The sequence below is a fragment of the Kribbella sp. VKM Ac-2568 genome, from assembly GCF_004345365.1.
GTDB lineage: Bacteria > Actinomycetota > Actinomycetes > Propionibacteriales > Kribbellaceae > Kribbella > Kribbella orskensis.
The window spans coordinates 328,905-339,074 of sequence record NZ_SLVF01000010.1 but is presented as its reverse complement, the minus strand read 5'-3'; the positions used below and the strand labels follow the sequence as shown (position 1 = coordinate 339,074).

The 10,170-nt window shown below is 65.7% G+C and carries 8 protein-coding genes, 2 pseudogenes and 1 other annotated feature; of the genes and pseudogenes, 6 read left to right on the top strand and 4 right to left on the bottom strand.

The window, feature by feature from the left end; all coding sequences use genetic code 11:
* Positions 1-70: 70 nt before the first annotated feature.
* Positions 71-580 carry a redoxin domain-containing protein gene (locus EV648_RS29015; protein WP_132298285.1) on the bottom strand — a complete coding sequence of 170 codons (510 nt, stop codon included), beginning with the start codon at positions 578-580 and terminating at the stop codon, positions 71-73.
* 122 nt (positions 581-702) lie between these two features.
* On the opposite strand from EV648_RS29015, the pseudogene EV648_RS29010 reads away from it, so the two are divergent.
* Positions 703-1,994, top strand: a pseudogene (locus tag EV648_RS29010) (IS3 family transposase).
* Positions 981-1,130: a sequence feature (AL1L pseudoknot), on the top strand. Its footprint overlaps the pseudogene before it by 150 nt.
* A 204-nt stretch (positions 1,995-2,198) precedes the next feature.
* Here the strand turns inward: EV648_RS29010 and EV648_RS29005 are convergent.
* The 3 genes from EV648_RS29005 to EV648_RS45335 all read right to left on the bottom strand — a co-directional run bounded on the left by EV648_RS29005 (position 2,199) and on the right by EV648_RS45335 (position 4,976).
* Positions 2,199-3,434 (bottom strand): epoxide hydrolase family protein, encoded by a 1,236-nt coding sequence (locus EV648_RS29005; protein WP_132298284.1) that lies wholly within the window; start codon positions 3,432-3,434, stop codon positions 2,199-2,201.
* 339 nt (positions 3,435-3,773) lie between these two features.
* The gene (locus tag EV648_RS29000) at positions 3,774-4,484 is read right to left on the bottom strand and encodes a helix-turn-helix transcriptional regulator (RefSeq protein ID WP_132298283.1); all 711 of its coding nucleotides are present in this window, start codon (positions 4,482-4,484) and stop codon (positions 3,774-3,776) included.
* A 342-nt stretch (positions 4,485-4,826) separates the two neighbouring features.
* On the bottom strand, positions 4,827-4,976 hold the full coding sequence (locus tag EV648_RS45335) for a three-helix bundle dimerization domain-containing protein (protein WP_370452749.1): 150 nt from the start codon (positions 4,974-4,976) through the stop codon (positions 4,827-4,829).
* Here EV648_RS45335 and EV648_RS28995 point away from each other — a divergent pair.
* From EV648_RS28995 to EV648_RS28975, 5 genes and pseudogenes are all read left to right on the top strand, one after another.
* The gene (locus EV648_RS28995) at positions 4,958-5,164 is read left to right on the top strand and encodes a hypothetical protein (RefSeq protein WP_132298282.1); all 207 of its coding nucleotides are present in this window, start codon (positions 4,958-4,960) and stop codon (positions 5,162-5,164) included. The two genes, EV648_RS45335 and EV648_RS28995, sit on opposite strands and share 19 nt — an antisense overlap.
* 310 nt (positions 5,165-5,474) lie before the next feature.
* Positions 5,475-6,299 (top strand): PIN domain-containing protein, encoded by an 825-nt coding sequence (locus tag EV648_RS28990; protein WP_241995680.1) that lies wholly within the window; start codon positions 5,475-5,477, stop codon positions 6,297-6,299.
* A gap of 99 nt (positions 6,300-6,398) precedes the next feature.
* Positions 6,399-6,614, top strand: a pseudogene (locus EV648_RS45330) (hypothetical protein); the annotation flags it as partial.
* A gap of 329 nt (positions 6,615-6,943) precedes the next feature.
* Positions 6,944-9,253, top strand: a complete 2,310-nt coding sequence (locus tag EV648_RS28980; RefSeq protein WP_199234877.1) for a PQQ-dependent sugar dehydrogenase — start codon at positions 6,944-6,946, stop codon at positions 9,251-9,253.
* Positions 9,254-9,814: 561 nt separating this feature from the next.
* On the top strand, positions 9,815-10,168 hold the full coding sequence (locus tag EV648_RS28975) for a response regulator transcription factor (protein WP_132298280.1): 354 nt from the start codon (positions 9,815-9,817) through the stop codon (positions 10,166-10,168).
* The last annotated feature ends 2 nt before the right edge of the window (positions 10,169-10,170 follow it).

The following is a 10,170-nucleotide window of genomic DNA, read 5'->3' as shown; positions in this document are numbered from 1 at the left end:
GAGGCGCACACCGACACCGACCTGAAGGCGCTCAGCGCCTAACCAACCCAAGGATCACGCGACACGACCGCTACACCACTCCGCTGGACTTGACCTCGGTGGAGCCGCCCTCGGTGAGCAGATATTGGATGACTTGCTCCGACACCTCGTACTTGCCTTCACCGAAGTGACGTTGCCGGATTAAGCCGTCGGCATCACCGAAGTACAAGGCCGGCCAGTAGTGATTGCCGAACGCGGACCAGGTTGCGTAGTCGCTGTCGATTGCGACTGGATACTCGACCTTCAGCTCCCGAACGGCCCGTACGACATTGTCGAGGTCAGCCTCGAATCCGAACTCGGGGGTGTGAACGCCGACTACGACCAGCCCTTGATTGGTGTACCGCGCGGCCCACGCTCGCAGGTACGGCAGTTGGCGCATCCAGTTGATGCAGGTGTAGGTCCAGAAATTGACCAAGACGACTTTGCCGCGTAGGCCTTCCGCCGTCAGAGGAAGCGAGTTAAGCCATCCCGTCGCACGGGTGAAGGACGGCATCTCACCATGGACGGGCAGCCGGTGGCGATCAGACGGTTGTGTGTTCATGACAGGCCTCTCCTGTGCGAGATTGTGGAATTCGGCGGGACCGAGGCCCGAAGCTGCTCGGCCCCGCCAAGTGAATCGCCCCGGGTCTGATGGAGGCTCTCAATCCATGGAGGATGAGAGTCATGGCGGCACCAAGGAAGTACGGCGAGGAGTTGCGTGAGCGGGCCACCCGGATGGCGGTGGAGGCACGCAAGGACCCGGCGACGCGGTCGGGAGCTGTCGGTCGGATCGCGGAGCAATTGGGCATGCACCCCGAGACGTTGCGAGGGTGGGTCTGGCAGGCCGAAGTCGACGGCGGAGTCCGGCCCGGCACGACCAGTGACGACTCGAAGCGGATCGCGGACCTCGAGCGGGAGAACCGCGAGCTGAAGCGGGCCAACGAGATCCTGCGAACGGCGTCAGCGTTTTTCGCGGCCGCGGAGCTCGACCGCAAGATCAAGTAGCGGTGCCGACGGCGGTGCTGGTCGACTACATCGATCAGCACCGCGACCGGTTCGGGGTCGAGCCGATCTGTGAAGTCCTGGAGTCTGCTGGGACCAAGATCGCCCCGAGCACCTACTACGCCGCGAAGACCAGGCCACCGTCGGCGCGCGCCGTGCGCGACGCCGAGCTGGTGCTCGTGATCGGCCAGGTCCACAAGGACAACATCGGCGTCTACGGCGCTCGCAAGGTCCACGCCGAGGTCAACCGCAAGGGCACGAAGGTAGCCCGGTGCACCGTCGAACGGCTGATGAAAGCCGCAGGGCTGCGCGGGATCAGCCGGGACAAGACCCGCAAGACCACGACAGCGACGGCGCCGAGACCGAGCCCCCGGCCGACCTGGTCGAGCGCCAGTTCGCCGCCCAGGCTCCCAACCAACTGTGGGTGGCGGACCTGACCGATGTCCGCACGCACTCGGGTTGGGTCTAGGCCGCGTTCATCCTCGACGTGTTCTCCCGCATGGTCGTGGCAGGTGTCGACCAGCTTGCGCACCGACCTGACCCTCGATGCCCTCGACATGGGGCTGTGGTCTCGGCAGCGGGCCGGCCAAGACGTCACCGACCTCACACATCACAGCGACCGCGGAGTGCAATATCGAGCCATCCGCTACACCGAACGGCTCGCCGAGGCCGAGGCCGTCGCATCCGTTGGCAGCAAGGGCGATTCATACGACAACGCCATGGCCGAGGCGTTCAACTCGCTGTTCAAGGCCGAGTGCATCCGCAACCCCGTCATGCGACCCAAGGACGGCTGGACCTCGGTCGCGGACGTCGAGATCGCCGTCGCCGAGTACATCGACTGGTTCAACCACCGCAGGCTCCACGGCGCGATCGGACTCATCCCGCCCGCCGAGTTCGAGGCCAACCACTGGGTCCACATCGACCCAGAGCACTACCCTGAAACCCCCGTCCTCACCGAGGCCCGATCCAAGTAACCGAGCCTCCACGAAACCCGGGGCGATTCAAAGTCATGTAGAACTCAAGCTGGCGACCTGCCGCTAGGCGACTCGGACATGGTGAATCTCCGAACAGCTGTGTGGGTTTGGTGCGGGTCCGAGAAGCGCCTGATCACGGGTTGCCCAGCAGCATGGGCAACCCGTGATCAGGTGTCGCCGGCTGGTAGGTGCCGAAGATGCGGCCTAGCGGACGGACCGGAAGGCAGTTCGCAGTTCGTCGACCAGGAGGGTCGGCTGCTCCCAGGCCGCGAAGTGGCCGCCCTTGGGAAGCCGGTTGTAGTGGATGAGATTGGGGTAGGCCTGGCGCGACCAGGTCTCGGGAGCCTCGTAAAGCTCGTCTGGGAACACGCTGACCGCGACAGGTACGTTGGTGACGCCCTTGACGCCGAAGAACGAGTACGGGTTCTCCGCGTAGAGCCGGCCCGCTGAGACGCCGGTGTTCGTCAGCCAGAAGTGCGTGACGTTGTCGAGGACGTCGTCGCGCGTGAGGCCCTCGGGCACACCTGCGAAGGAGCGGGAGATCAGCGCCAGGCTCTTCGCGTCGTGATCGAGCAAGTACGAGGCCAGTCCGACCGGCGAGTCGGCGATCCCCGTCAGAACCTGCGGCCGGAAGGCCATCTGGAGAGCGTAGCTGACGCCGCCGTTCCACACGGGATCGAGCTGCTCGCACGTCCGACGCTCCTCGTCGGTGAGGTCGGCGGGGAGCGAGTCGAGCACCGGGGCCGCGCCCAGGAGGTTCTTGAAGAACATGGCGTCGATCTCCGCAGGGATCACCCCGGGCATGTTGGTGTGGATGCCGGCCAGCCCTTCGGGCTCGTTCACGCCGAGCAAGTCCGTGACAACTGCGCCCCAGTCGCCGCCCTGTGCAACGTAACGGGTATAGCCGAGACGCTTCATCAGGACATCCCAGGCCCGGGCGATGTGGTCCGGGCCCCAGCCCTTGCTGGTTGGTTTGCCGGAGTATCCGTAGCCCGGCATCGACGGGACGACGACGTGGAATGCATCAGACGCGCTGCCGCCGTGCGCGGTGGGGTTGGTCAGCGGCTCGATGATCTTGAGCTGCTCAACGACCGAGCCCGGCCACCCGTGGGTGACGATGAGCGGCAGTGCGTCCTCGTGCTGGGAACGGGCATGGATGAAGTGGATGTCGAGGCCGTCGATCTCGGTGATGAACTGCTCGAACGCGTTCATCCGGGCCTCGCACTTGCGCCAGTCGTATTCCTCGAGCCAGTACCTGGCCAGAGCGTGCATGGTCGCCAGCTGCGGGCCCTGGGACTGATCGTCCACGGTCTCCTTCTCGGGCCAGCGAGTTGCGCGGATGCGGGCGCGGAGATCCTCCAGGTCAGCCTCGGGAACCTCGACTCGAAATGGACGTACTGCCGCGCTGTCGACGTTCGCCGACCCAACCGTGATTGCCATGTGAGTGCCTCCTCTTGAGGACGTCGATGGGTTTCTCACGAGGGTTTCAATGTGGGACGTGGAGCGCTTCGCCCGCGGCGGGCATATCCGTCCCCCGTTCGGAGGAGTCACGGCGCTCGACGTGCATGCCTGCCTGACGAGGCCGCCGCAGCTCTTCGTAGAAGATCTACGCGACGCTCCAGTCACTGCGCAGACGCCGGCCCAGCTGCGAGGCCACCACTCGAGATCCCCGGACTCGCGCTGCATCAACGAGGCTGCGCCTGAACGGACTGCCGCGGGACACACTCGTATCGCCGCCAACACTCAAAACTCGACACCGCGAGCGGCACTTTCAACGCATCAGTTCTTGGCGAGCGCCTGCAGATGCAGGTAAGACGCCACCGCCTGGGCGCGGTTGGCAGAACGCAACTTGCGGAGAATGTGCTTGACGTGCGACGTGGCCGTGCTCTCAGCGACGACCAGTTCGCGGGCAATGCCGGCGTTGCTGGCACCTTGCGACATCAGTTCGATTACCTCGATCTCGCGCCGCGTCAGCAGGCCCATCAACCGGTACGCGTCGTCGGACGGCATGACCGGCCCAAGGCCCACGATGTCGATATCTCCCGTGACTGCGTCGCGCCGAATCGACATGCCGGCGGCGTACATGTCTTCGAGCGTCATATCGGCCGCCGCCATGATCTCTTTGATCTTGCCGATCTGATCGCGCATGCGGTCCAGCAGCAGCGTGCGCTCGAGCGCGTAGCTGAGGCCCTCGGTGAAGAGGCCGACAACGTCTCGCGTCACCGTGTCGACGGTTTGAGCAGAGAAGGTTCGATCGGCGAACAATGTCCCAGTCACGTTCCCACGCATCATCACCGGGGCTCCTACGTAACCGGTCGAATGTGCGGCGCGGCTGATGTCGCCTACGCCGCGTGAGACCCGGTTATCGGGGACAAGAACTGCCGAGTGGCGCCGAAGCAGCTCGATCTCCGGATCGCGCGGGTCGATCGCGGGTGGATGGGCCAGCGCGTACGCGGTCCATTCCTCCTGCCCCTCAGGACCCGGACGCACCGGGCGATGACCTCAAACCGGACAAACAACTCCACCTGGCCGACGACGATCTACGGTCAGCCCAGACGTCCCTGAACGCCGCCGCCAAGCACCTCACTGCAGCACGCCGGCGGCTCGCCGAGCTCAGGTGAGGACACTGGGCACTGCTCTGCCGCGGACCAGCATCTGCCGGTGCGAGCCCTCGCGCTAGGTGACCGGCGTAGCGCTGAGTGTATCGGCCCCTGACCCGAACGCCCAGCGCTACGTCGGCCTTCAAGATAGGACCGTGCCGACTGCCAGACGCCAGCAACATCGAGTGAACACCGCGCGAACAATTCTGCCTCGCGGACCTTCTGCTTTGGCTCAGTCGACCAACTGGCGGAGGCGGTGCTTGGCGCCGCGCTCGACGAAGAGGGGTATGAAGTCGCGGATCGGGGCCTCTTCGAACCCAATTGGGTATCGGGCCAGGCACGCCCAGAAACCGAGGCAGCAACATGCTGCCCCTGACCACACCGGTCGGTGCGGTCCGGATCGTGATCGGCGCGATACCGATCACGCTGCTCATCGCGTTGTTCGCACTCATCATGCTGATCTCGCTCGCCCTGCCGAGAGAACGCCGCGAGTACGTCCTGCAGCTCGCGCCGATCGTGGTGCAACTCGTCCGAGCAATCGCGAAACCATCACGGTCAACGGCGCGGTGAGGTAGCTACGTGCAAACACCCGCCATCTAGCTAACTGGCAAGCGTGGGGTGTCGATCAGCCGGATCCGAGAAACGATCTCTGCGCATGCCCCAGGGATCGCGGCTACTCTGCCGAGGATGCTGAACCTTCTCGTCGACACGTCGACACGTCGACCTGGCTGGACCTAGCCAAGCGACGGCCTGCCAGGATTTCGCCATGCTCCTCACCCTGACCCCTGGCGTCGACCGCGATCGCGTCCTCGAACTGCTCCGGAAAGCCTCCGTCGAGATCAGCAACAATCACGACCAGGACGGCTACGTGCGATGGGTGATGGACACCGCCCGGACGCTGCGCGGTCAGATCGCCCGGGCCGACCTGACCCAACTCCTGCTCACACCGGCCTTCTACCGCCTCGTCGACCCGGTGATGATGGGTACGCCGCAGGGTCGCCAGTTGCTCGAAGCCGAGATGTCCGATCGGCAGGCCCTGCTCACTGCCGCCGTCGAGACGCTCCAAAAGCAAATCGGCACGTGGACCGCCGCGGCGGGCAAGGTCCTGGCAGTGGTGGATACCAGCGTCTTCCTGTCCCACCCCGCATGGACTCAGGACGACGACCCGACCGCGGTCATCGCGAGCATCCCGTGGCCCGAGGAACTCGGCGCCGGATTCGAGGACGTCCTGCTTGTACTTCCCGAAGTGGTGATCCGCGAATTCGACCGGCTCAAGGAGTCGGGGAACCAGACGACGCGCTATCGGGCCTCGGTGACGCTGGCCGTCATCGACAAGCTGCTGGACGACCCGTACGGCACGGTGCCGATCCGGCTCAAGGACGCCGACTGGGATGCAGTGGCCGCGCGTGGAGAGATGCCTCGGGGCGGGGTCGAGTTGCGGGTGTTCTACGACGATCCGGCGCACCGGCCACTTTCGGATCCCGACGCGGAGATCATCGATCGGGCGATCGCGGTTCAGACGCTGGCCGGCACTGCAGTCCGGCTGGTGACCATGGATACCGGGATGGGACTCAACGCGCGGCGGGCCAAGCTGCTGGTGAGGAAGCCCGCCAGGGAGATTGAGACGCCGCCGATCGAGGGCCAGTCGACGCGGGCGCGCCGGCGCGCGGTGGCCGGGGCAGCGAAGACGGCGACGCCAAAGTAGCGAAGTCACTCACGTCGTCGGCGAACTGCGCCGTCAGTAGGCATCGGCCTCGATCGGCCAGGTGGGGTAGCGCTCCTGCATCGCGTCCCTCCAAGATCTGTGATCCAGCAGCACGGTGTTGAGAATCGATCGTTTGCACGACGACTAGTGCGGGCCGGAACTCTCGACCGCCTGGCCGGCCGCCTCGGCGAACCCGACCACGACCCCCACGGCGACCCCATCCCCCGCTCGGACGGCACGCTCCCGGACGACGACCAGCTCCGACTCGACACCGTCGATGAAGGCGTCCGCGCCCGAGTCGCCCGCGTCTCCGACAGCGACCCCGAGCTCCTCCGGCAGCTCGACCAGCTCGGCATTCACCATCGGTACGACGCTCACGGTGAACCGCCGCCACGACGTCACCGGCACGATCGACGTCGTCCACGACGGCGCGTCCGTCGCTCTGGACCTCACGACCGCTTACGCGATCCGCGTCGTACAGACGGATTCCTGACACGAGCCGTTAGCTCACCGCCAGCGTGTGAGCACGCAGCGAATACGGTTGCCCGAAGCTCTTAACCAGCAGGTGTTGAGCGCGCAGAATGCGAAGCACAGGGCGTGCGGTGGGGTCCGCGAGCCGGGGGTAACAAGGGGTGGGGGCATCCATGGTGCGTCTGGGATTTGCCACGCGTAGGCGCGGGCTGGTCAGCGCGGTCGCGGCGATGTTGCTGGGCGCCGCGTTGCTCACGCAGGTCGGGACCGGTCCGGCAGGGGCTTCGACGTTGCCGACCGGGTTCCGCGACAGCGTCGTACTGAGCGGGTTGACCAACCCGACGGTGCTGCAGTTCGCACCCGACGGGCGGATCTTCGTCGGCCAGAAGAACGGCGTGATCAAGGTCTTCCAGAGCCTGACGGACACGAACCCGGTGACGGTGGCCGACCTCAGGACACAGGTCAACGACTACTGGGACCGCGGCCTCCTCGGCTTCGCGATCCCGCCCAACTTCCCGGCAAACCCCTTTGTTTACGTGCTTTACGCGTACGAAGCGCCAATCGGCAGTACGGCGCCGACCTGGAACGACGCCTGTCCGACACCACCCGGCCCGACCACCGACGGATGCCTGGTGTCGGCGCGCCTGTCGCGACTCCAGATCAGCGGAAACGTCATGACGGGCAGCGAACAGGTCCTCATCAACGACTGGTGCCAGCAGTACCCGAGCCACTCCGTCGGCACGCTCCTGTTCGGACGCGACGGCTACCTGTACGCCAGCGCCGGCGACGGTGCCAGCTTCAACAATGTCGACTACGGGCAGTACGGCGCGACGTACGCCGGCGATCAGGCCAACCCGTGTGGCGATCCGCCAGGTGCGGTTGGTACTGCGCTGAGCCCGCCCGGAGCGCAAGGTGGAGCGCTGCGGAGTCAGAGCGTACGGCGTCCCACCGGGCCGGCGACGCTCGACGGAGCGATCCTGCGCCTCGACCCGGCGACCGGTGCCGGCGTACCCGGAAACCCGTTCTTCTCGTCGACCGACCCGAACGCGCGGCGCATCGTGTCCTACGGAGTACGCAATCCGTTCCGGATGACTCAACGCCCGGGCACTGACGAACTGTGGGTCGGCGACGTCGGCTGGAGCGCTTGGGAAGAGATCAACCGGGTGGTGTCACCGACCACGGCCACCAACTTCGGCTGGCCGTGCTACGAAGGCTCAGGCGCTCAGAGCGGCTACCAGGGTGCCGGCCTCACCTCGTGCCAATCGCTCTACTCGACGCCTGGCTCGGTCGTTGCGCCGTACTACGCCTATAACCACAACGCCTGCGTGGTGAACTACACCGGCTGCCGCACCGGTGGTTCGTCGATCACGGGCATCGCGTTCTACCAAAGCGGGTCGTATCCGGCGCAGTACAACGGCGCACTCTTCTTCGCCGACCACTCGCGCAACGAAATCTGGGCGATGCTGCCTGGTACGAACGGACTGCCTGATCCGGCCAGACTGCAGTCGTTCGTGGGTGTCGACGCGGCCGGCGGCGCGGCCGGGCATCCGGTCGACCTGAAGATCGGCCCCGGTGGCGACCTGTTCTACGTCGACATGGAGAACGGTTCGGTCCACCGGATCACCTTCACCGCCGCCAACCAGGCGCCGAATGCTGCCTTCACCGCAAACCCGGCCAGTGGCGCGGTCCCACTGACGGTCAACTTCGACGGCACCAGCTCATCCGACCCGGAAGGCCGTCCGCTCACGTACTCGTGGGATCTCAACGGCGACGGGACCTTTGGTGACGCGACCGGTACGACGACGTCGTACACCTATTCGTCTTCGGGCGTCTATCATCCAGCGCTTCGGGTGACGGATGACCAAGGCGCGAGCGACACCACGTCGGTGACCGTCACGGCTGGCAATACCGCGCCGACCGTTGTGATCGATTCGCCCGCGGCGTCACTCACCTGGAAGGTCGGCGACCCGATCCCGTTCACCGGCCACGCAACCGACGTACAGGACGGAACGCTTCCGGCGTCTTCGTTGAGCTGGGCCGTGAACATGAATCACTGCATCACCCCGACCGACTGCCACGCGCATCTCCTGCAGACGATCAACGGCGTCGCCAGTGGTTCGTTCACCGCGCCCGACCATGCATACCCGTGCTGGATCGAACTGACGTTGACCGAGAGGGACTCATCCGGACTGACGTCGACAACCAGTCTCCGGTTGAACCCGCGAACCGTCGTACTCACGTTCAAGACCACGCCTGGCGGCCTCAACCTCACCAACCTTGTCGTCAACGAGGCGCCCCGCTCGACCCCGTTCTCCGTCACGGTCGTCGTCGGCTCCGCCAACTCCGTCAGCGCCCCGTCCCCACAACCCTTCAACAAGTCCACCTATTGGTTCACCTCCTGGTCCGACGGCGGCCCGCAAAGCCACACCATCACCGCCCCCGCCGTCAACACCACCTACACCGCCACCTACCGCAAACGCTGATTCCAGCGGTTGGGCTGTCGCGGCGTACACAAGGAGTTGGTCGCCGGAATCGATCAGGATTCGAGCTCGGGTCGAGCAGTCTTTTGAGCGCTCGGCCGAGTCGCTGACCATCGCTGCCAACCTGGGTGACCAGCTTGATCGACTGGCGATGGTCCTGGCCGTCGTCGACGTCGCCGACGAGATCGGCGACTTCCGCGCGGCGGTGCAGTTGGACGTGAGTACTGCGCAACCGGCACGATGAGATTGGGGTGTTGAGAATCGATCGTTTCTCGACACTCGATCGGGATGGAGCGCCAACGTGTTCATCAGTAGCTCGGCGCCAGCCCGGCGGCCGGGCTGTTCGGGAGGGCCGGTGATGGGTGTCCGAGGAGGGTCTGCACGCTAGCCACACACGCCCTCCGGTTGGCCGGATGACGGTTCAGATGACGTGATCCCGGCCAGTGTCCACACCGGGGCGCTCCTTGCTAGGTCCGGCAGGTCCAGCCGATGACAGCGGGGGGATCGGAGCCGTCCGGGCCAGCCCTGATGACGGCTCGTCAGGTCAGGGGCGAGGATGCGTGTATGCGCTCGCGGATTCTGATCGTGGATGATCACGACGGGTTCCGCGCGATTGCCCGGGCCATGCTGGAGAGCGAGGGCTTCGACGTCGTCGGTGACGCGGTCGACGGCGGTGACGCCGTTTCCGCTGTCGCCCGGTTGCGACCGCGTATCGTCCTGCTCGACGTGCACCTGCCGGACATGGACGGGTTCGCCGTCGCCGAGCTCCTGGCGCAGATGCCTGGGCCGCCTGTGGTGGTGCTGATCTCCAGCCGGCCGATCGCCGATCTGCGCCGGCGGGTTCGGGACAGCCCAGCGGCTGGGTTTCTGGCCAAGCATGAGCTGTCAGGTGCAGCCGTGACCGAGCTCATCAGGTGAGG